This window comes from Bradyrhizobium canariense (genome assembly GCF_019402665.1).
GTDB lineage: Bacteria > Pseudomonadota > Alphaproteobacteria > Rhizobiales > Xanthobacteraceae > Bradyrhizobium > Bradyrhizobium canariense.
Genome location: NZ_VSST01000042.1, coordinates 122,545 through 139,442, shown reverse-complemented (window position 1 = coordinate 139,442; position 16,898 = coordinate 122,545). Strand labels below are relative to the sequence as shown.

Genomic DNA, 16,898 nt, shown 5'->3' with positions numbered 1-16,898 from the left:
GCTGATCAATGCCGTTCGGCATCGAAATTATTGTATGTCAATGACACGATTACATTTACAGGCAAAACAAATCACCAGGCGAGCGGAATGGAGAACTTGCCCAGCCGCGCCACCTCGGCTGCAACATCCGCCACTGTCGTTTTTGCGAGTTCAGCCTCGAGCGCTTTGCGCGCGCGGTCTAGGGCGGGTTGTATCGCCGCGATGATGTTGCCGCCGACCGCGCAACTCTCGCAGGGCGGGGTCCGGTGCAGCGAAAACAGCTCGGTGTCCTCGACCGCCGCATAGACATCGAGCAGCCGTATCTTCTTTGCCGGTTTCGCCAGCAAGGAGCCGCCACCCGCTCCGAGCTGCGAACGCGTCAGCCCGGCATCGCTCAGGCGGGACAAAAGCCCGCGGATGACGACGGCACCGGTGTTGGCCGACCAGGCGAGATCCTCGGACCGCAGCGGCTTCCCCTCGCTCACGGCAAGTCCGGTGAGGATATGAACGGCAACGGCGAAGCGGGTGCTGGTCGGCATGACGATCTCGTTTGTGTGTAATCATCACTATTACACACTTTCGGCGGTGTCAACACTGGTGCGTCTGCAAGCGGCTGGATGCGCGGCTGTGCCGGAGCTAAAGGCCAGCGCCTTTGGCGACGCGCGCGTGCACGAGGTCATGGATATGACCACCGGCCCCGTCTATACCGAGGTCGCACGACAGGACAGAGCGATGATCGTATGCTCGCAGTCATCACGGTGAAGATATGACTGCCGACGATCTTGGATTTGACGTGAGGAGCCATGGTGGTTTCGGAAGACAACAGATCTCTCGCCCGCTATTTGAGAGATGCTACGCAGGGCTCACCGACGGTTACGAAATATTGGGATGATGCCCACGTCTGCGACGTCGATATCATGATCATCAAGAACGTCCCGGCAGGAGGCGTTTCCACCTATGCCAGCCTCGCGCTCTCCGACGCGAAGACAGGCCTGACGTCCGGCGGCAAGGCCCTGGGCGTCGAGATTTTGCTGGCTCTGGCGACGGAATGCGCCGAGGGCGCCAACATGATCGCGACCTGCGCTTTCAGCATCAAGAAGGGCGAAATCACACCCTTGCCCGGCGTCGTCATTCCGCGAGCCCTGGAACTGTATGGCGAAGGGCGCAAGATGAAGCACGCCATGCTCATCTCTCCGTTCTTGTGGAACCTTGAAACACAGTCCTTCTCGGCCAAGTCCGTCGCCTGGCTGCAGGTGCTACCTATTTCGGACGCCGAGCGGGACTACGCGCTGGCGAACGGGCCCGAAGCGCTGGAGGATCTGTTCGAGGACCGACAGATCGACGTATTCGACATCGATCGTCCCAGCGCTCTTTGATACCTTGACCGCCGCTATCCTCGTGGACGCCTGCGACTCGCCTGGCCCGAAGGGTATCGCTTCGCGTCTCGCTACCGCGGCGCCAGCCCCGCCCCGTTTTGAAATGCCAACAGCCCAATGCAGAAAATCGCTGCGCCAACCCACAGCACCACCGGCACCAGGTACGGCGACGAAATGACCTCCAGCACCGGGAATGCTTTGTCTGAAACAAACCTTCTGTGCGCCACCCATGCGGTTGCGACGAGGGGCGTAAAGGCGACAACGAAGTAAAGCGCCCCCAGGACCCAGCCAAAGGCGGTCAAATCCCTGGATCGCGTGACCTCTCCCGCAAAGCCAAGCGCGGCAATTGACACGAACGCGCCCAACGCGCTGATGAGGAGCTCGGCAGCCAGGACGACGATGGATAGAGTTGCATTCATGCTTGGATTCCGTTTGCGAATGAGAATTCCCCGAAGCCGCAGCCCGGATGGCCGCTGACCGCATCAGCCACGATTGAAGTCCTCGAGATCGCGGATAAAGCGTTCGAAGTCGGGCGTCAGCTCGTGCATGTTCGGGAAGTCGGCTCGAAGGGGAACGCCACTTGTGGGTCAAGGGGGTTCCGACAGTTTAGCGCGGAGAGGAAGGTGCTTGCAATCGGCGTGGTCATTCGAACTAGGATTGGCCAGACTCGGCCAAACCGCAAGATCGGTCGAGCGTGTCATTGCCGTCAGCGACTAGATGGAGCCGCCACGGAGGAGGGACGATGAAGGCGGCGCTGCAAAACTATCAGGACCGGATGCGACGGGTGCTGGATCATATCGATCGGCATCTCGACGGTGATCTGGATCTGGACACGGTGAGTGCTGTTGCGGCTTTCTCAAAGTATCATTTCCACCGGCAGTTCTCGGCAACCTTCGGATTATCAGTGCATCGCTATGTCCAGCTGGCCCGCATGAAGCGCGCTTCGCATCAACTAGCCTATATGGACGCCCTTGATGTGACGGAGATTGCGATGGATGCCGGTTACGATGCACCGGATGCCTTCGCTCGCGCCTTTCGGCAACGGTTCGGGCAATCGCCGTCGTCCTTCCGGAAGTCTCCCGACTGGGAGCCGTGGCTTGCGGCCTTGGGGCCTCTCGACAATGCCAGGAGCAAGCTCATGCAGAAGATTTTTACCACCAACGACGTGACGATCCGTGATGTGCCCCCGACGCCGGTGGCAATCATGGAGCATCGCGGCGACCCGGCGACGCTTCCCGCCACCATCCAGCGCTTCATCGCGTGGCGCAAGGCGGCGAACCTGCATCCCAGGACAAGTCCGACCTTCACTGTTTGGCATTCCGAGAGGCGTCCGGCGCAGCGGGACGAATACAGCATCGACCTTTGTGTCGGCACCGACCAGCCGATCGCGGCGAACGGCGAAGAGATCAAGACCGGCGAGATCCCTGGCGGGCGCTGCGCGGTGCTGCGCGTCGTCGGCTACACCGACAATCTGGAGCCTGCCGCGCTCTTTCTTTATCGCGACTGGCTTCCAGCCAGCGGCGAGGAAGCCCGCGACTTCCCGATCTATTGCCAGCGGCTGAGCTTCTTCCCGGAGGTGCCGGAGCACGAGACTGTTGCGGACGTTTTCTTGCCGCTGAAGTAGCGACCGCTGACGGCGGCCTGTCGCTTCCAATCACGGAAACCGACAGGCCGCCATTCCCCGATCAAGTCCGCCGCGATCCGCTCCCGCGTTCAACTCGGGAAACGGGTGGCAGCTCGCCGGTGCCTGATGTCTTGTTCGGATCCTGTTTGACATCAGGAGAGTCTCGCGGTGGAACTGGCAAACAAGACGATCATCATAACCGGCGCCAGCAGCGGTATCGGTGCTGCCGCGGCGTCGCTGTTCGCGTTCGAAGGCGCCGATGTGGTGCTCGGGGCTCGTCGCGTCCCCGAGCTGCAGGCGGTTGTTGCAAGCATCGAGAGCGCCGGAGGGCGCGCGACTTTTCTCGCGGGCGACGTTCGGGACACCGGCTATGCTGCCCGCCTTGTCGAGCACGCCGTCACGACGTTCGGAAAACTTGACGGCGCTTTCGACAATGCCGGCATCGTCGGCGAGATGACGCCGGTCCCCGAGATGAGCGTCGAAAACTGGACCGATGTGCTCGCGGTGAATCTCACCTCGGCGTTCCTCAGCGCAAAGGCGCAGATCCCGGCGCTGCGCAAGCAGGGCGGCGGTTCGATCGTTTTCACGTCGTCCTTCGTTGGGTTCAGCAACGGCGGCATGCCGGGAATGGCGGCGTACGCAGCCTCCAAGGCGGGACTGATCGGCCTGGCTCAATCGCTGGGCGCCGAGCATGCGGCCGAAGGCATTCGCGTCAACGCGCTTCTGCCTGGAGGGACCATCACCCCGGCGGCAGGCGAAGGAAATCCCGACGCCCTGAATTTTATCGCCGGGCTCCACCCGATGAAGCGGATGGCGAGTCCCAAGGAGATCGCGCAGGCGGCGGTTTTTCTCCTGAGCGACCGGGCATCGTTCATGACGGGCAGTCCCATGACGGTTGACGGTGGCATGTCGGTGCGCCTGACCTGACGACGAACCCGCCAAGCGCACGACGACGGTCACCTCGGCGCAAACACGGGATGTTCGCCACCAATCGCCATGATACGAAATCCCGTCGTTCGCTTCCGGAGCCCAATATTGATGTCCGCCGCCACCGCCCCGACTCAGCCGCCCGCAAGCGCCGCCGAAACCGATCCCGAAACACTCGGCTGGATGAAAGGCTTCCCGCCTTCCCCCGACCGCACCATCAGTTTCCAGGACGGCTCGTTCCGCAGCTTCCCCGAGCTGCGCTGGGCCTGGAGCAACATCCGCCAGCTGGTGCCGACCGTGAACGTCTGGCGCGGGGCGGGGCCTGCGTCGGCGCTGCCGCGCGAGGACCACGACATCGGCGCGGTCGCCTGCGTCACGATGGACGGGCGTCCCATCACGTTCGCGAAGATGCTCGACGAGACTTACACCGACGGCATCGCCGTGCTGCACCGGGGCAAGCTGATCTATGAGCGCTATTTCGGCGCGTTGAAGCCGCACAAGCCGCATATCGCGATGTCGGTGACGAAGTCGTTCACGGGCGTGCTCGCCGGCATTCTGGTCGCCGAGGGCAAGATCGATCCGCAGGCGCCTGTCGCGGAGTATGTGCCTGAGCTGAAGGCCAGCGCCTTCGGCGATGCGCGCGTGCACGAGGTCATGGATATGACCACCGGGCTCGAATACACGGAGGTCTATACCGACAAGAACTCGCATGTGTGGGGACTGCGGCGCGCCAACGGCATGGCGCCGATTCCACCCGGCTATGACGGTGCGACCACCATCTTCGATTTCCTGGTCGCGCAGAAGAAGCAGGGCGAGCACGGCAAGGCCTTTGCCTACAAGACCGTCAACACCGACGCGCTGGCCTGGATCATCCGCCGCGTCAGCGGCATGACGTTGTCCGATCTGCTCTCCGAGCGGATCTGGCAGCCGATGGGCGCGGAGGAAGACGCGCATTACCACGTCGATCGCATCGGCACCGAAAGCGGCGGCGGCGGCCTGTCGACCACCTTGCGCGACCTCGCCCGCTTCGGCGAGACCATGCGCAATCACGGCCGCTTCAACGGCCGGCAGATCGTGCCTTCGTCTGTCGTCGAGGACATCGCGCGCGGCGGCGATCCCGAAAAATTCAAGCCGGCCGGCTACACCACGCTAACAGGTACGTCCTATCGCAATCAATGGTGGGTCACGCACAACGCCCACGGCGCCTATATGGCGCGCGGCGTTCACGGCCAGGGCATCTATATCGATCCCAAGGCCGAGATGGTGATCGCGCGCTACGCCTCGCACCCCGTAGCGGGCAACGCCGCCAACGACCCCGTGACGCTGCCGGCCTACATGGCGCTGGCGAAGCAGCTGATGGCGGGCGGGTGAGGCCGCCTCACGGCAGCTCCCGCCAGCGCATCGGCAAAATGCCGTCCTGCCTGAAGCTATCGAGGAAGCGGAAGCGGGCGGCTTGCGGATTGGGGCGGGATTCGATCGGTTTGCCCAGGATCTGCACGACGTCGTTCTCGTCATAGGCGGGCCAGGGTGGCAGGTCCGATCCGTTGGGATCGCCATGCGCGGCGAAATTGACCCAATAGGCCATCATGGTCCGCGCCAGCGCGCGGTCCTCTTCGGCCGGCGGTGCCGAGCTGCCGATCACCTGTTGCGGTGTCAGTGTGCCGAACACGAACGGAATTTCAGTGACGTGCGAGGCGATCGGCGTGTAATGCGAGGTATAGCTGAAGTGATAGCCGTAGACCGGCGCTTGTCGCCCGCGCCGATGCAGACGCAGCCACTGCCAGCATTGCTCCCCGACCACATAGTCGCCGTTAAGCGCCGCCGCGGAAGTCCTGGCCTCCGCGTCGGTCGCCGCGGGATAGACCCTCAGGAAATCGGCCATGCGCTCCTTGCCGAACATCGCCTCAGCCGCGGCGACAAAGGCTTGCGCCGATTGGTCGGGGAGTGACTGCGAACGGAAAGGAAATTCTTCGGCGGCATTTCAGCCTGCCAGCAGCGGGATGTGCATCTGTTCGCCGCGAAGGAATCGCCGTGCGGGCACATCAGGCACAACATGACCATCGATACTCGGCGAGAAGGCCGTCACGACCGGGCTGGTCCTGAAACTCCATGGCGCGGCTGCATTCAATCGATCGGCCGGCATGCTGCGCAAAGCTGCGATCGACCCGTTGCCCCGTTGCCGGGCAAAAGCCAGACCACGCGCGCGGGCTTCTTCAAAGCCCTGGAGTGGGCCGTGCTTGCCGTCCCAGAACGCGCCGCTCTGTCCAATGGCCTTGTGAAACAGTCCGTGCGCGAGCGGAGAGGCCATCAAGATGCCGACGGCCATGGCGCCGGCGGATTCGCCGAACAGGGTGACGTTGTCGGGGTCGCCGCCAAAGCCGGCGATGTTGGCCTTGACCCAGCGCAGCGCCGCCAGTTGATCCTGCAGGCCGTAATTGCCTGATGGCGCCTCCATGTCGAGATCGGGATGGGCGAGGAAGCCGAAGATGCCGAGGCGGTAGTTGAAGCTGACGACGACGACACCTTTCACTGCTAGCGCGTTGCCATCGGTTGCAGGATTGGCCGAGGAGCCGAACTGAAAGCCGCCGCCGTGAATCCACACCATCACGGGCCGCTTCTCATCCGCGCGCTTCGCCGCGGTCCAGACGTTGAGATAGAGGCAATCCTCGTCGCGCGGTCCCGGCCGCTGGTCGTTTTCGAGCGCCGATAGACAGCCCGCGCCGAACACGCGCGCATCGCGCACGCCATCCCAGGGCGCCGGCGGTTGCGGTGCGCACCAACGCAGAGGTCCGACCGGCGGTGCTGCGTAGGGAATGCCTTTGAACGCGATCACGCCGCTTGCATCGCGCGGGCCGCCACGCACGAAGCCTGCTTGCGTGCGGACCACTCGTTGCAGCCCGGCTGCTGTCACACTTGTGGAACCATGCATGGTCACATCTCCAGGGCATTCGCACACAAAGCTTGGCCTTCATGGTTCGAGACGCCCGCCTGAGAGGGGCTCCTCACCATGAGGATTTGCGATTGTGCCGCGAAACAAGACCTCATGCTGAGGAGCCCGCCGACGCGGGCGTCTCGAAGGATGGCCACAGCGAAACCGCTGCCACGCCGAGATCCTATCGACTTTCTTGTTCGCTCGATTTAGATATTCTGCCAATCGATTGCTAAAAACCGGCAAGCATGCGGCAGCCGCTCCGTTTTCCATGGCCTGATCTCGACGTGGATGATGTCTCCGCGCCCGTTATCGCGGTGCGCGTCGACGTGATCGGGACCAAGGGCGAGGTGCCCGATCACAGGCACCGGAAGGGGCAACTTGTCTTTGCGCTGGGAGGCGCCGTGACATGCCGCATTCCCACCGGTCTGTGGATGGTGCCGCCGCATTGCGCAGTGTGGGTGCCCGGGGGCATGCTGCACAGCAACCTCGCGACAGAAAATGCCCGGCTGTTCTTCGTCTATATCGAGCCTGACCGCGTGGACCTGCCGGATCGTTGCTGCACGCTCTCGATCTCCCCGCTGCTGCGTGAAGTGATCGTCGAATTGTCCGATCAGATCGCGGATGACGAGGCGAGGGTGGACCTTCTGGCCAGCGTCCTTCTGCGCGAGCTTCCCCGCATGCCCGTTCAGCAGCTTCATCTGCCGCTCTCGCCCGAGCCGCGGTTGAAGAAGATTGCCGCAGCGCTGGCGAAAAACCCTTCCGATCGCAGGACGCTGGCCGAATGGGCCGATCGCGTCGCGCTGAGCGAGAGCAGCCTCGCGCGTCTCGTCGTCCGGGAGACGGGCTTGAGCTTCGGGCGCTGGCGCCAGCAATTGCATCTGATCGTCGCCTTGCGGGAGCTGACGTCCGGCGCGAGCGTCCAGCAGGTGTCCGCCGATCTCGGCTACGACTCCGTCGCGGCCTTCATCACCATGTTCAAGAAGGCACTCGGCAAACCGCCGGGGAAATATCTGAGCGGCATTTTCCCTGAATATAAGAGTTGACTTATATTAGCTTCAACCGATATTCATCCTGGCACGAAACGACGAGGAGGAGCGCCATGGAGATCGACGTCGTCAGGGTATTGGGGCTGGTTACGCGTTCGGTGAGGAATTTCGAGAAGGACGGGAAAGCGGCCAGTGCGGTGATACTGACGCGGCTTTACGAAACCAGCGTCGACGATCTCTGGGACGCAGTGACCAGCGAACAACGCATTCCGCGCTGGTTCTTGCCGGTCGAGGGAGATCTCCGGCTCGGCGGAAAGTACCAGCTCAAGGGGAATGCCGGCGGGACCATCACGGCGTGTACGCCGCCGACCCATTTTGCGGCGACGTGGGAATTCGGCGGCGCGATGAGCTGGATCGACGTCAAGCTGACGGCAGAACGAAGCCAGGCGCGGCTGACGCTTGAGCACACCGCGATGATCGAGGATCATTGGAATCAGTTCGGCCCAGGGGCAGTCGGGATCGGCTGGGATCTCGCCATTGCGGGGCTGGAGCGATATGTTGCGACCGGGGCATCGGTCGACCATGAGACGGCCGAGGCATGGTTGGGCTCTTCCGCGGGCAAGGAATTCATGACGAGCAGCGGCGAGTATTGGCGCGCAGCACATGTCGCAAGCGGCGTGGATCCTGCCTCCGCGAAGCAGCGCTCCGACCGCACCATCGCCTTCTATCGCGGCGAGACGCCGCCCGACGTGGTGCATCCGGGCACAGGAAGCTGATGCAAATCTTCGAGGTCCTCGCCGACCCCGTCCGCCGTCGCATCCTCGAGCTGCTTGCGCCCGGCGAGATGGCCTCCGGCAAGGTCGTCGAAGTGATCGGGGCGGAGTTCGGGATCACGCAGGCCGCCGTGTCGCAGCACCTCAAGGTGCTGCGCGAGAGCGGCTTCGCCACGGTTCGCGCGGAGGCGCAACGACGGCTCTATTCGGTCGATGCTGCGGGGCTCCAAGCGGTGGATGCATGGGTCGGTCAGTTCCGCAATTTCTGGGAGCCGAAGCTGGATGCGCTGGCGACGGAAATCGCGCGCGGCAAACGCGAGCGTCGTAACGCGCCAATGACCAGGCGGGGCGGGAAGCGGGCGTGAAGGCATCGCGGCAAAGGCAAAGTCGCTATCGCGCCGCTTCAGTGAGGGACGAAAGCCGCTGCCAAAACGGCGAGCATGCCAAAGCTGGCGATATTCCAGAACAGCGAGCGGACGAGAGGTATGCCGGATAGGTAAAGCGCGGTGTAGGCGATGCGTCCGCCAAGATAGGCGATCGATCCCCAATAAGTCAGCTCATTGTGAACGCCTGCGGCGTGAGAGATGAGGATCGCTGCGGCAAAGAACGGAAACGTCTCCATGTAGTTGCGGAAATTTCGGTTGAGGCGGCCGGGGATGGGCTTGAGCGGCGGCATCTCGGTGTCGCGCGGGCTCGCAGCCCATCTGAGGCCGTACTGCAGGGTCGCGGCTTGCGCGGCGGCGACAAGCTGTACGAAGCCCCAGACGATTGCGGCGGCCAGCATCGATAGCTCGAAGCTCATCGCCATTGGCTGTCCCTCAATCTGCAAGAATCAGCGCGATCCCGGGTGCCATTCCGGGAGTTTGGGAATCTCGGGATCGAGGTGATCCCAGGCATATCCGCGCGAGCAGAACAGCACGACGGACGGTTTGAACGTGCTGGCATCGTCCAGCGTGCCGACATAGATGCCGATGAACTCCGGCTTCTCGTCCGGCTTGTTGTAGATCGGCGAGCCGCAGTTCGGACAGAACCCTTTGCGCTTGATTGCGCCGCTGTCGGCGGTGCGCTCGATTTCGCGCACCTCGCCTGTCACCGAGACTGCGCTACGCGCGAACACGAAGATGGAGCTGTGGCCGCTGCCGGTATCGCGCTGACAGTCGCTGCACTGACATTGGAAGCCGCGGATCGGCGCGGACGCAATGGTGTAACAAACCGCGCCGCAGGCGCAACGACCTGAATATGTCATTCGTCTCCCTCCCGACGGGGCCGACCGTTCCAATCATATCAGGCTGGTTTGATTTCGCCACATCGAGCAGCCGGCGCTCACTCGCGCGACATCTTCTCGAACTTCTTCACCAGCCGCTCCCGCTTCAGCCGCGACAGCCGCTGGATCCAGAACATGCCGTCGAGCTGGTCGATCTCGTGCTGGTGGCAGACGGCGCGCAAGGAGTCCGACTCCTCGCTGTGCACGTTGCCGTCGAGATCCTGATAGCTGATCCGCACGCGCGCGTGGCGCTGGATGTCGTCGTTGACGCCGGGCATCGAGACACTGCCCTCGCGATGCATGATCATCTCGGGCGAGGCCCATTCGATCTCCGGATTGACGTAGGTCCGCGGTCCGTCCTTCGGGTCGAGTTCGAGCACGACGACGCGCAAGGGCACGCCGACATGCGGCGCCGTGATGCCGATGCCGGGCGCGGCGCGCATGGTCTCGAGCAAATCCGTTGCGAGCTCACGCAAACCGGCGTCGAACGCGGTGACGGGGCGGGCCGGCAGCGCGAGGCGGCGGTCGGGATAGCGGACGATCGGGCGAATGGTCATGCAGGCTCCTAGCACTCACGGATGGTTGAAGCATCCCGTTCTTGACGCCCTACCAACTGGAAGGTAGCTAAGGCCCATGACCAACGTCTCCTCAACTGCCGACGACATCCTGGCCTGCGCGCGCAGCTTGATCATCGCGGGCGGTTATAACGGTTTCAGCTATGCCGACGTGGCCGATGTTGTCGGCATCCGCAAGCCAAGCATCCACCACCATTTCGCCAGCAAGGTCGATCTGGTCCGCACCCTCGTGTCGCGCTACCGCGCCGAAGCCGAGGCGGGACTGTCCGCGCTCGAGCGCAATGTCCCTGATCCGTGCGGCCAACTCGAAAACTATGTCGCGTACTGGAAGGCGTGCATCAATGATGCGACGGCGCCGTTCTGCGTCTGCGCGCTGCTGGCCAGCGAGCTTCCGATCCTGCCGGAGGAGGTTGCGCTCGAAGTCCGTGCGCACTTCCGCTCCCTGGCTTCCTGGCTGACGGCCGTCATGGAGCGCGGCAAGCGGAAAGGGCAACTCAAACTCTCCGGCACAGCCCGCGTCGAGGCCGAAGGATTCATGGCGACCATTCACGGCGCGATGCTGTCGGCGCGTGCCTATGGCGATCCAAAAATATTCGGTGTGATCACCACCCCGCTGCTGGACCGGCTGGCCAACAAGCATTGAGAGACATCGGCGAGACGATCGCGACAGCCCGCAAGCGGGCTGGAGCGAAGTCGGTTTCGCCGCGTGTAAGAAAACTACCAACTAGTAGGTATAGGAGAGACTGCAATGGCGCGATATCAATTGGATCCGGTTCATACCGACCGCGAGCGATGGCTGAAGCAATACTACTTCGTGCGAGCGGCGTTCTCCGTCGCCTGGGTCGCTGCTGCGTTTGCCGCCGGGGCTTCTTCTCCAGTGATCGCCGGCGCCTTGCTCGTCCTCTATCCCGCATGGGACGCTGCAGCCAACTGCGCGGACGCGCTTCGCAGCGGCGGCTTCAATCAGAATCGCACCCAGGTTTTCAACGCTCTGGCGAGCGTTGCGACAACCATCGCAGTCGTTGTCGCTCTGCAAACAAGCATGAACCGGGTTCTCGGAATCTTCGGGGCATGGGCGATTGTGTCCGGACTGCTGCAGCTGGGGACGGCCATCCGCCGCTGGCGGAGTTTTGGCGCGCAGTGGGCCATGGTGCTCAGCGGTGGCCAATCGGCGCTTGCAGGCGGCTTCTTCATCTTTCAGGCGACGACGCCTGCGGTTCCCTCGATCGCGAATGTCGCGGGCTATGCCGCCGTCGGTGCGCTCTACTTCCTGGTCTCTGCGGTCTGGCTCACGGTCGGCGAGTGGCGGCGCGGCGTGGCTGCTTGAAGCCTGTTCGCGAGGGGACGAGATCGATACCGGCGGGATGATGCCATGATGCAGGTGTTTTGCCCGACGAGTCAAACGGGGGTTCCTCGCACGGCAAAGGGCTGCGCTGTAAGTCCTTGATCCCAAAGCGCCCGGCTACTGTGCATGGGGTTGTTTTCGCCGTTTTTGTTTGGCAGGTCACAAAAGCCTGCCGCAAAAACTTGCGTCGGCCTGTCGGTCCACCATGTTCCCATTCGTCTTCCACCCAGACAGACCTGACGGGAGACCAAAAATGAACTCTTCCTCCTATCGCTGGGTGATCGTCGCCGCGGGCGGCTTGCTCGGCTGCGTCGCCATCGGCGGCATGTTTTCGCTGCCGGTGTTCCTGCAGCCGATCGCGAAGGACACCGGCTGGTCGGTGACCGGCATCTCCAGCGCGATGACGATCGGCTTTCTGGCGATGGCCTTCACCAGCATGGCCTGGGGCACGTTGACGGACCGGTTCGGGCCGCGGCCGGTGGTGCTGACGGGATCGACGGTGCTGACCGTGAGCCTGTTCGCGGCGAGCCACGCCACCTCGCTGCTGGCGTTTCAGTTCGTCTTCGGCCTTCTGGTCGGGGCGTCCTGTGCGGCGATCTTCGCGCCGATGATGGCGACCGTGACCGGCTGGTTCGACAACCATCGCAGCCTCGCGGTCTCGCTGGTGTCGGCCGGCATGGGCATGGCGCCGATGACGATGGCGCCGCTCGCGGCCTGGCTCGTCTCCAACCATGACTGGCGCACCGCGATGCAGATCGTAGCGCTGGTGGTTGGCGCCATCATGATCCCGGTCTCGTTCCTGGTGCGCCGCCCGCCGGCGCTCGCGCACGCCTTGGCCGCGCCTGAGGGCGGGGGCGCCGGGCAAGGCGAGATGTCGATGGGGGAGGCGCTGCGCTCGCCGCAATTCCTGATCCTGCTCGCCACTAACTTCTTCTGCTGCGCCACCCATTCCGGCCCGATCATTCACACCGTCTCCTATGCCGTGAGCTGCGGCATCCCACTCGTTGCGGCGGTGACGATCTACAGCATCGAGGGTTTTGCCGGCCTCGGCGGACGCATCGCCTTCGGCCTGATGGGTGACCGCTTCGGCGCCAAGCGCGTGCTCGTCTCGGGCCTGCTGTTGCAGGCGTTCGGCGCGCTGGGTTATGTCTTCGCGCACCAGCTCACGACATTCTACGCCGTCGGGGCCGTCTTCGGCTTCATCTATGCCGGCACCATGCCGCTCTACGCGGTGCTGATCCGCGAGAACTTCCCGCTCAAGATGATGGGCACGGTGATCGGCGGCACCGCGATGGCCGGCAGTCTCGGCATGGCCACGGGCCCGCTCGCCGGCGGCCTGATCTACGATGCGTTATCGAGCTACGCCTGGCTCTATATCGCCTCCTGGGCGATGGGCCTCGGCGCCTTCCTGATGGCGATGAATTTCAAGCCGTTCCCGAAGCCGCGAGCGGAGTTGGCGCCGGCGGCTGCGTAAGCAGCTTCATCGAGGCGCAGCGCTAGAGCTGCGCCTCGATCGCGGGCTTGTCGACGATGGACCACACGTGCCGTATTTTTCCGTCGCGAAATTGATAGAACACGTTTTCGCAGAAGGACACGCGCCTGCCGTTCACATCCAGCCCCAGAAACGTTCCAGCCGGCGTGCAATCGAACGTCAGCCGGGAGGCGATTTGGGGCGGATCGCAGACCAGCAGCTCGATGTTGAAATGCAGATCGGGAATTGAGCGAAAATCCTGCTCCAGCATGGCACGATAGCCGGACAATCCGAACGGTCGCGCATTGTGGACGACGTCACCGTGAACGAACTGTTCGAGGGCGGGCCAATCCTGCCGGTTCAGGCAGGCGATGTAATTGCGGTAGATGTCGGCGAGGTCGGACCTGGTCATGGCGTTGCTCCTGCGGCTCCGGCCATAACGCGGCAACAGGGCGATCGGCGCCGGCGCTCACAGACGTTTTTCGAAGAACAGGTCCGGGTAGGGATCGTCATTGAAGCGGGGGATCTCGCTCCAGCCGCTTCTTCGGTAGAGCTGGCCGGCCTCCGCCAGCGCGCTGTTGGTGTCGAGCCGCAGCAGCTTGATGCCGAGCCCGCGCGCGACATCCTCGCTCGCGTCCATCAGGCGCCGGCCGAGCCGCAATCCGCGCGCCGCCGGTGCGACCCACAGACGCTTGATCTCGGCATAGCCGTGATCCGTGCCTTTCAGCCCGACGCAGCCGACCGGCAGCGTGTCCGACATCGCGACGATGAACGTGCCGCGCGGGCGGCGCATATCCTTGGCGTCAGGATCGCGCGACAGCGAGACGTCAAAGCCCTGCTTGAAGCGGCGGCCGAGCTCGCCATAATATTCGCCGAGGCAATAACGGGCCTGTTCGCTCCGCGGATCCATCTCGTCCAGCGTGACGCGCTCGCGCGTCAATGCGGAAGCAATCAAATCCATCGCCGCCAGCAGCGCCTCGCGTTGTGAATGCTGGGCAAGGAAGCCCTCGGCCTGCGTGTTCGACAGCGCTTCATAGGCCGCGAACTCGCGCCGGCCCGCACGAGTCAACGATACCACGCGGCGGCGCGCATCTTCCTCATGCGCAATGGTCTCGACCAGCCCCTCGTCCTCGAGGCTGCGGAGCAGGCGGCTCATCAGGCCGGAATCGAGGCCGAGATAGTCGCGGATCTCGGCCACGTCCGAACGTCCATGCCCGATCGCGTTGAGCACGCGCGCCGCCCCCAACGGCCGCCCGCGCCCCAGGAATGACGTGTCGAGCGCACCGACAGCGGACGTGACGGCACGGTTGAAGCGGCGGACGCGGGAAACAGGGTCGAGCATGATATATCTGACTTTAGTCAGGCATATCATCGATGTCAATCAGCGCAGGCTTTCGCTTCGGCACCGGCTGCACTTCACTCGAGGCCCAGCGCCTTGCGGGACTTCCGCGTGAGTTTCGCCGCGACCAGCGCGTGCGCCTGCGCCAGATAGCTCGTGAGCTCGGCGTCTGATAGCGCGTTGTTGCCGACGAGCTGCACCCACTTGGCGCGCGCCAGATAGGGCGCCGGCCGCGCAAGGCCGTGCTCGATCAGCATGGCATAGGCCATGTTCGAGACCTTGAACATGTAGCCGCCGGAGCGCGCGGCAAAGCCGCCGCCGAGTGCGAACATCTTGCCGCCGACCTTGAACACGGAGGTGCCCTCCCACTGCACCACCTTGGTGACGGCGGGCAGGCGCAGGCAGCGGGTTTCGAAGGTATTAGGAGTCATCGCCCGAGCGATAGCACAGCGCACGCGGCAAGGACACGAGAGGGACGAGCGTTGTCGCCACGAGGATGGTGCGGTTGCGCGCCTCTTTGTGAGTTGTGCCCGCGCCGCGGACCGTTACCATACGCCGGCTGCCGTGGAACACGGGAGCCGACATTGTGACCGGGAGGCGACATGAGTGGGCAGGAACGCAAAGCAAAAGGATCCGACCTGTTCGTCGCGGCGCTGGAGAACGAAGGCGTCGACCGCATCTTCGGCGTGCCCGGCGAGGAGAATCTCGATCTGGTGGAATCGTTGCGCACCTCCAAAATCGAACTGATCCTGACCCGCCACGAGCAGGCAGCCGCCTTCATGGCCGCGACGCACGGGCGGCTGACCGGCAAGCCCGGAGTTTGTCTTTCGACGCTCGGCCCGGGCGCGCTCAATCTGTCGACGGGCGCGGCATATGCGCATCTTGGTGCGATGCCCATGATCTTGATCACCGGCCAGAAGCCGATCATGAGCAGCCGGCAAGCGCGTTTCCAGATCGTCGACGTGGTCGCCACCATGAAGCCGCTGACGAAACTGTCGCGGCAGATCATCAGCGCCTCCAGCATCCCCACCGTGGTCCGCGATGCGTTTCGCGTGGCGATGGAGGAGCGGCCGGGGCCCGTGCATCTCGAACTGCCCGAAGATATCGCAGGCGATGAAGTGCCTGAGGTCCCGGTGATCCCGGTTCATCCGATCGAGATCCCGGTCGCCCATCGCGCCGCGCTCGACCGCGCCGCCGAGATGATTTTAGCCGCGAAGCATCCGCTGGTGATGATGGGCGCTGCGACCAGCCGGCCGCGCGCGACACACGGCATCGCCAGCTTCGTGCGGCGGACCGGCATTCCCTTCTTCACCACGCAGATGGGCAAGGGCACGGTGCCCGGCGGCACCAATCTCTACATGGGCACCGCCGCGCTGTCCGAGCGCGACTACGTTCATGACGCGATCGACTCCGCCGATCTGATCGTCGCGATCGGTCACGACCCGATCGAGAAGCCGCCCTTTATCATGGGACCATCGGGCCCCAAGGTGATTCACGTCAGCTACACACCGGCCAGCGTCGAGCTGGTCTATTTTCCCGATGCGGAAGTCGTCGGCGACGTCGGCCCCAGCTTGGAGCTGCTCGCCGACCGGCTCGAAGGTAAGCTGCCGCAAGCCGCCGCGCTGCTGCCACTGCGCGAAAAGATCCTTACGCAGATCGCCGACCGCGCCACAGAAGCGCGCTGGCCGCCGACGCCGCAACGCATCGTGCACGACATTCGGCAGGTCATTCCGGAGAACGGCATCGTCGCGCTCGACAACGGCATGTACAAGATCTGGTTCGCGCGCAACTACCGCACCCGCGTCGCCAACACGCTGCTGCTCGACAATGCGCTGGCGACAATGGGCGCCGGGCTGCCGTCGGCGATGATGGCCGCGATGCTCTATCCGGAGCGCCGCGTGCTCGCGGTCGCCGGCGACGGCGGCTTCATGATGAATAGCCAGGAGATGGAGACCGCCGTCCGCCTCAAGCTCAATCTCGTCGTGCTGGTGCTCGAGGACAACGCCTACGGCATGATCCGCTGGAAGCAGGCCGTCGATCACTTCGCCGATTTCGGCATGACCTTTGGCAATCCCGATTTCGTCCTGTACGCGAGGGCTTATGGAGCGAAAGGACATCGCATCGAGAGCATCGACAGCTTTGGCCCGACCTTGGATGCCGCCTTCAAGGAGGGCGGCGTGCATCTGGTCGTGATCCCGATCGATTATTCGGAGAATGTGCGGGTGCTCGTTGAGGAGCTGCGGGCGCGGGAGAAGTCGAAGGCGTGAGTTTGTGCGATGCTGCTGCCCCCGCGTCATTGCGAGCGAA

At 63.7% G+C, this 16,898-nt stretch carries 22 protein-coding genes; 12 read left to right on the top strand and 10 right to left on the bottom strand.

The window, feature by feature from the left end; all coding sequences use genetic code 11:
- Positions 1-71: 71 nt before the first annotated feature.
- The gene (locus tag FXB41_RS22490) at positions 72-518 is read right to left on the bottom strand and encodes an Rrf2 family transcriptional regulator (protein ID WP_219683236.1); all 447 of its coding nucleotides are present in this window, start codon (positions 516-518) and stop codon (positions 72-74) included.
- On the opposite strand from FXB41_RS22490, the gene FXB41_RS22485 reads away from it, so the two are divergent.
- Both FXB41_RS22485 and FXB41_RS22480 read left to right on the top strand, forming a co-directional pair.
- Positions 517-741 (top strand): hypothetical protein, encoded by a 225-nt coding sequence (locus FXB41_RS22485; RefSeq protein ID WP_219683235.1) that lies wholly within the window; start codon positions 517-519, stop codon positions 739-741. The two genes, FXB41_RS22490 and FXB41_RS22485, sit on opposite strands and share 2 nt — an antisense overlap.
- Positions 742-896: 155 nt before the next feature.
- Positions 897-1,355 (top strand): suppressor of fused domain protein, encoded by a 459-nt coding sequence (locus FXB41_RS22480; RefSeq protein ID WP_219683234.1) that lies wholly within the window; start codon positions 897-899, stop codon positions 1,353-1,355.
- A gap of 71 nt (positions 1,356-1,426) precedes the next feature.
- Here the strand turns inward: FXB41_RS22480 and FXB41_RS22475 are convergent, their stop codons facing one another.
- A complete protein-coding gene (locus FXB41_RS22475) occupies positions 1,427-1,774 on the bottom strand; it encodes a hypothetical protein (protein WP_007592152.1) in 348 nt (115 codons plus the stop codon).
- A gap of 323 nt (positions 1,775-2,097) precedes the next feature.
- Between FXB41_RS22475 and FXB41_RS22470 the strand changes: the two genes are divergently transcribed.
- From FXB41_RS22470 to FXB41_RS22460, 3 genes are all read left to right on the top strand, one after another.
- Positions 2,098-2,979, top strand: a complete 882-nt coding sequence (locus FXB41_RS22470) for an AraC family transcriptional regulator (RefSeq protein ID WP_007592151.1) — start codon at positions 2,098-2,100, stop codon at positions 2,977-2,979.
- Positions 2,980-3,147: 168 nt separating this feature from the next.
- Entirely contained in the window at positions 3,148-3,906 is a 759-nt protein-coding gene (locus FXB41_RS22465; protein WP_007592149.1) for an SDR family oxidoreductase, read from the top strand.
- Between the two features lie 111 nt (positions 3,907-4,017).
- A complete protein-coding gene (locus tag FXB41_RS22460) occupies positions 4,018-5,277 on the top strand; it encodes a serine hydrolase domain-containing protein (protein WP_219683233.1) in 1,260 nt (419 codons plus the stop codon).
- Between the two features lie 7 nt (positions 5,278-5,284).
- On the opposite strand, the gene FXB41_RS40920 is transcribed toward FXB41_RS22460, so the two are convergent.
- Positions 5,285-5,788: a carboxylesterase family protein gene (locus FXB41_RS40920; RefSeq protein ID WP_246649037.1), complete on the bottom strand. Its 504-nt coding sequence runs from the start codon at positions 5,786-5,788 to the stop codon at positions 5,285-5,287.
- A gap of 99 nt (positions 5,789-5,887) precedes the next feature.
- A complete protein-coding gene (locus FXB41_RS40915) occupies positions 5,888-6,835 on the bottom strand; it encodes a carboxylesterase/lipase family protein (protein ID WP_246649036.1) in 948 nt (315 codons plus the stop codon).
- Positions 6,836-7,083: 248 nt separating this feature from the next.
- Between FXB41_RS40915 and FXB41_RS22450 the strand changes: the two genes are divergently transcribed.
- From FXB41_RS22450 to FXB41_RS22440, 3 genes are read left to right on the top strand one after another with little or no spacing between them, the layout of a single operon-like run.
- Positions 7,084-7,881 carry an AraC family transcriptional regulator gene (locus FXB41_RS22450; RefSeq protein ID WP_219683232.1) on the top strand — a complete coding sequence of 266 codons (798 nt, stop codon included), beginning with the start codon at positions 7,084-7,086 and terminating at the stop codon, positions 7,879-7,881.
- Between the two features lie 56 nt (positions 7,882-7,937).
- The gene (locus FXB41_RS22445) at positions 7,938-8,600 is read left to right on the top strand and encodes an SRPBCC family protein (RefSeq protein WP_219683231.1); all 663 of its coding nucleotides are present in this window, start codon (positions 7,938-7,940) and stop codon (positions 8,598-8,600) included.
- Positions 8,600-8,962 carry an ArsR/SmtB family transcription factor gene (locus FXB41_RS22440; RefSeq protein WP_007592142.1) on the top strand — a complete coding sequence of 121 codons (363 nt, stop codon included), beginning with the start codon at positions 8,600-8,602 and terminating at the stop codon, positions 8,960-8,962. Before FXB41_RS22445 ends, FXB41_RS22440 begins: the two co-directional genes overlap by 1 nt.
- Positions 8,963-9,000: 38 nt before the next feature.
- Here the strand turns inward: FXB41_RS22440 and FXB41_RS22435 are convergent, their stop codons facing one another.
- The 3 genes from FXB41_RS22435 to FXB41_RS22425 all read right to left on the bottom strand — a co-directional run bounded on the left by FXB41_RS22435 (position 9,001) and on the right by FXB41_RS22425 (position 10,418).
- Entirely contained in the window at positions 9,001-9,405 is a 405-nt protein-coding gene (locus FXB41_RS22435) for an MAPEG family protein (RefSeq protein WP_219683230.1), read from the bottom strand.
- Between the two features lie 24 nt (positions 9,406-9,429).
- Complete coding sequence (locus tag FXB41_RS22430; RefSeq protein WP_219683229.1) at positions 9,430-9,843, bottom strand: GFA family protein; 414 nt, start codon at positions 9,841-9,843, stop codon at positions 9,430-9,432.
- Between the two features lie 77 nt (positions 9,844-9,920).
- Positions 9,921-10,418 (bottom strand): peptide deformylase, encoded by a 498-nt coding sequence (locus tag FXB41_RS22425; protein ID WP_219683228.1) that lies wholly within the window; start codon positions 10,416-10,418, stop codon positions 9,921-9,923.
- Between the two features lie 76 nt (positions 10,419-10,494).
- Between FXB41_RS22425 and FXB41_RS22420 the strand changes: the two genes are divergently transcribed.
- From FXB41_RS22420 to FXB41_RS22410, 3 genes are all read left to right on the top strand, one after another.
- Positions 10,495-11,079 (top strand): TetR/AcrR family transcriptional regulator, encoded by a 585-nt coding sequence (locus tag FXB41_RS22420; RefSeq protein WP_219683227.1) that lies wholly within the window; start codon positions 10,495-10,497, stop codon positions 11,077-11,079.
- 105 nt (positions 11,080-11,184) lie between these two features.
- The gene (locus tag FXB41_RS22415) at positions 11,185-11,763 is read left to right on the top strand and encodes a DUF308 domain-containing protein (protein ID WP_219683226.1); all 579 of its coding nucleotides are present in this window, start codon (positions 11,185-11,187) and stop codon (positions 11,761-11,763) included.
- 271 nt (positions 11,764-12,034) lie between these two features.
- Entirely contained in the window at positions 12,035-13,255 is a 1,221-nt protein-coding gene (locus FXB41_RS22410) for an MFS transporter (protein WP_219683225.1), read from the top strand.
- A gap of 22 nt (positions 13,256-13,277) precedes the next feature.
- Here FXB41_RS22410 and FXB41_RS22405 read toward each other — a convergent pair whose 3' ends face one another.
- From FXB41_RS22405 to FXB41_RS22395, 3 genes are all read right to left on the bottom strand, one after another.
- Positions 13,278-13,664 (bottom strand): ester cyclase, encoded by a 387-nt coding sequence (locus FXB41_RS22405; protein ID WP_007592129.1) that lies wholly within the window; start codon positions 13,662-13,664, stop codon positions 13,278-13,280.
- Between the two features lie 57 nt (positions 13,665-13,721).
- Positions 13,722-14,594 carry a bifunctional helix-turn-helix transcriptional regulator/GNAT family N-acetyltransferase gene (locus FXB41_RS22400; protein ID WP_035992844.1) on the bottom strand — a complete coding sequence of 291 codons (873 nt, stop codon included), beginning with the start codon at positions 14,592-14,594 and terminating at the stop codon, positions 13,722-13,724.
- Positions 14,595-14,668: 74 nt separating this feature from the next.
- Positions 14,669-15,022: an MmcQ/YjbR family DNA-binding protein gene (locus tag FXB41_RS22395; protein WP_007592125.1), complete on the bottom strand. Its 354-nt coding sequence runs from the start codon at positions 15,020-15,022 to the stop codon at positions 14,669-14,671.
- A 171-nt stretch (positions 15,023-15,193) separates the two neighbouring features.
- On the opposite strand from FXB41_RS22395, the gene FXB41_RS22390 reads away from it, so the two are divergent.
- Positions 15,194-16,858, top strand: coding sequence for an acetolactate synthase large subunit (locus FXB41_RS22390; protein ID WP_219683224.1), 1,665 nt, complete (start codon positions 15,194-15,196; stop codon positions 16,856-16,858).
- Positions 16,859-16,898 lie beyond the last annotated feature (40 nt).

What these genes read in the sequence shown, in the direction of transcription:
- FXB41_RS22485 (WP_219683235.1), top strand. Translation starts at nt 517, where the DNA reads ATGACGATCTCGTTTGTGTGTAATCATCACTATTACACACTTTCGGCG.
- FXB41_RS22490 (WP_219683236.1), bottom strand. Translation starts at nt 518, where the DNA reads ATGCCGACCAGCACCCGCTTCGCCGTTGCCGTTCATATCCTCACCGGA.
- FXB41_RS22480 (WP_219683234.1), top strand. Translation starts at nt 897, where the DNA reads ATGATCATCAAGAACGTCCCGGCAGGAGGCGTTTCCACCTATGCCAGC.
- FXB41_RS22475 (WP_007592152.1), bottom strand. Translation starts at nt 1,774, where the DNA reads ATGAATGCAACTCTATCCATCGTCGTCCTGGCTGCCGAGCTCCTCATC.
- FXB41_RS22470 (WP_007592151.1), top strand. Translation starts at nt 2,098, where the DNA reads ATGAAGGCGGCGCTGCAAAACTATCAGGACCGGATGCGACGGGTGCTG.
- FXB41_RS22460 (WP_219683233.1), top strand. Translation starts at nt 4,018, where the DNA reads ATGTCCGCCGCCACCGCCCCGACTCAGCCGCCCGCAAGCGCCGCCGAA.
- FXB41_RS40920 (WP_246649037.1), bottom strand. Translation starts at nt 5,788, where the DNA reads ATGGCCGATTTCCTGAGGGTCTATCCCGCGGCGACCGACGCGGAGGCC.
- FXB41_RS40915 (WP_246649036.1), bottom strand. Translation starts at nt 6,835, where the DNA reads ATGCATGGTTCCACAAGTGTGACAGCAGCCGGGCTGCAACGAGTGGTC.
- FXB41_RS22450 (WP_219683232.1), top strand. Translation starts at nt 7,084, where the DNA reads ATGCGGCAGCCGCTCCGTTTTCCATGGCCTGATCTCGACGTGGATGAT.
- FXB41_RS22445 (WP_219683231.1), top strand. Translation starts at nt 7,938, where the DNA reads ATGGAGATCGACGTCGTCAGGGTATTGGGGCTGGTTACGCGTTCGGTG.
- FXB41_RS22440 (WP_007592142.1), top strand. Translation starts at nt 8,600, where the DNA reads ATGCAAATCTTCGAGGTCCTCGCCGACCCCGTCCGCCGTCGCATCCTC.
- FXB41_RS22435 (WP_219683230.1), bottom strand. Translation starts at nt 9,405, where the DNA reads ATGGCGATGAGCTTCGAGCTATCGATGCTGGCCGCCGCAATCGTCTGG.
- FXB41_RS22430 (WP_219683229.1), bottom strand. Translation starts at nt 9,843, where the DNA reads ATGACATATTCAGGTCGTTGCGCCTGCGGCGCGGTTTGTTACACCATT.
- FXB41_RS22425 (WP_219683228.1), bottom strand. Translation starts at nt 10,418, where the DNA reads ATGACCATTCGCCCGATCGTCCGCTATCCCGACCGCCGCCTCGCGCTG.
- FXB41_RS22420 (WP_219683227.1), top strand. Translation starts at nt 10,495, where the DNA reads ATGACCAACGTCTCCTCAACTGCCGACGACATCCTGGCCTGCGCGCGC.
- FXB41_RS22415 (WP_219683226.1), top strand. Translation starts at nt 11,185, where the DNA reads ATGGCGCGATATCAATTGGATCCGGTTCATACCGACCGCGAGCGATGG.
- FXB41_RS22410 (WP_219683225.1), top strand. Translation starts at nt 12,035, where the DNA reads ATGAACTCTTCCTCCTATCGCTGGGTGATCGTCGCCGCGGGCGGCTTG.
- FXB41_RS22405 (WP_007592129.1), bottom strand. Translation starts at nt 13,664, where the DNA reads ATGACCAGGTCCGACCTCGCCGACATCTACCGCAATTACATCGCCTGC.
- FXB41_RS22400 (WP_035992844.1), bottom strand. Translation starts at nt 14,594, where the DNA reads ATGCTCGACCCTGTTTCCCGCGTCCGCCGCTTCAACCGTGCCGTCACG.
- FXB41_RS22395 (WP_007592125.1), bottom strand. Translation starts at nt 15,022, where the DNA reads ATGACTCCTAATACCTTCGAAACCCGCTGCCTGCGCCTGCCCGCCGTC.
- FXB41_RS22390 (WP_219683224.1), top strand. Translation starts at nt 15,194, where the DNA reads ATGAGTGGGCAGGAACGCAAAGCAAAAGGATCCGACCTGTTCGTCGCG.